Origin of the sequence: Methylobacterium oxalidis (genome assembly GCF_007992195.1) — a bacterium.
GTDB classification, from domain to species: Bacteria; Pseudomonadota; Alphaproteobacteria; order Rhizobiales; family Beijerinckiaceae; genus Methylobacterium; species Methylobacterium oxalidis.
Genome location: NZ_BJZU01000265.1, coordinates 1 through 1761, shown reverse-complemented (window position 1 = coordinate 1761; position 1761 = coordinate 1). Strand labels below are relative to the sequence as shown.

The 1761-nt window shown below is 64.7% G+C and carries 1 protein-coding gene and 1 pseudogene; both read right to left on the bottom strand.

Annotation, left to right across the window (positions count from 1 at the left end):
- Positions 1-621, bottom strand: a 621-nt coding sequence (locus tag MOX02_RS30400; RefSeq protein ID WP_147029476.1) for a DUF1269 domain-containing protein, incomplete at its 3' end; no start/stop codon positions are given.
- 321 nt (positions 622-942) lie between these two features.
- Positions 943-1571: pseudogene (locus tag MOX02_RS30395) on the bottom strand (YihY/virulence factor BrkB family protein); the annotation flags it as partial.
- Positions 1572-1761 lie beyond the last annotated feature (190 nt).

Below are 1761 nucleotides of genomic sequence, written 5' to 3'. Positions count from 1 at the left end.
GATGGGCATCACACCACCGGTAGGCTGTGGACTGGTGCCGATGCCGGCTGCCGGTGCACTTGCCGCCGAAGCCGTTGCCGCGGGTTCGCCGCTGCTGCCTGGCAGCGACACCTGTGGACCAGACAGGGCTGCCTGCAGGCGGCTCTCCTGCTCCGGTGAGAGCGAGGAGCGGATCACGCTTCCGCGGAAGCGCGACATCTCCGCCAGCACCTTCTCGGGTTGTGCCTTGCGCACCAGCACGAACAAGGCCGAGGTGTTCGGCTGCAGAGTTTCGGCGACGGATCCGATAAAGTCGTCGTTGATGCCGTAGTCGGCCAAGCTGCCCGAGAGAGCCCCCGCTCCGGCACCGAGGGCGGCACCCGTTGCCAGCCCGAGCAGGGGGTTGAGGAAGAGGAGGCCGACGAGCGAGCCCCACATCGCGCCCCAGATCCCGCCAGAGGCTGCACCGGCACCGACGAGATCCACGCTCTGCTTGAGCCGCAGCTTGCCGTCGGGACCGCGGATAGCGACCACCGCATCCTCCAGGTCGATCAGGTACTCTGTCTGAAGGCGCGCCAACTCATTCAGGGCGCGGTCCGCTTCGTGCGGATCGTTGAAGCCAACAACGACAAGCTCAGCCATTCGCCACTCCTAGCTCGTGCTAAGAACGCGACTGCCCGGATGCTCCGCCCCCGTGCAGCCCACGCCAATATTCCGCTCGTGACCAAGTTGGGTCCGGTGGCATGCACTTAGGATCCGAAGCAGCCGTGCCTATTCTCTGGGAATGTAGAGTTGGCTGCCCAGAGCGTCTATAGATCGGGCTTGCCTCCTCAGAACGTCCCCTGATCTGACTGCCTCTGTTCGGAACGCCAGGCATGGCGGGTTGCGATGCCGTTTTCATATTAGCGCAAAGCGGGTTCATTCGCCGGCGGACGAACCCACTCATCCAGCGGCTTCGGCTGACCCGTCGTGCTCCAACACGATCGGCAGGACGCCAACCATGGCGGTCGCAGCAAGCGCGAACAACACTACACCGAGCGTGAACAGGAAGGTGGTCGCGTAGAAGCGGACCAGAGACCGCTTCTCCCGCTCTTTGTAGATGACGTTCAGCGCGTCGAAGAGGGCGCTCACGCCCGAGTTGGCGCTCCAGAAGGCGATGAGGAGGCTGAGGAGCGAGGCGGTGCTGAGGGTGCCACTGCTCTGGCGCGTGATGCGCACCAGCTGGTCATCGAGAAGATCCAGCACCCCGTTCGGGAGCACACCCGCGAGCAGAGGCTGAGGTGCTGTCCGATCGCGTTCGGGTTCGAGAACAGAGCGTAGAGCGAGACGATCGTCGCCAGGCCCGGGAAGGTTGCCAGGAGCGCGAAGAAGGCGACCCCGCCTGCGGTGGCGAGCACACGATCTTCGGGCAGGGACAGCACGACGCGCCAGAGGATGTCGCGCCAGCCCGGAGCCGGGATCTGCTCGGGTCGGACGGCGGTGCGCCCGCGACCGGGTTCATTGGCGCGCGCGTCGGCGAGGCTGATCATTTTCTCGTCAGGCGTTCGTGTGCTGACGGAACGCCAGTCCTCCCCCGCCTCGTCCCGGTTCATGAGGCGCCTCGCGCGACTCGCTGCCGTGCAGGATGTGACGTATGGCTGTTCGTGCTGGATGTTTCTCCGCCTTAATCGGTAGGCACGGTCGCTTGCCGATCTTCCTGAGGCTCCATGCGCTTAAGATCGGATGGCTCGCCTCCTTGAAGCAGTTCGCCAAACCATGGAACCGTCCTGACCTGCATGCCAG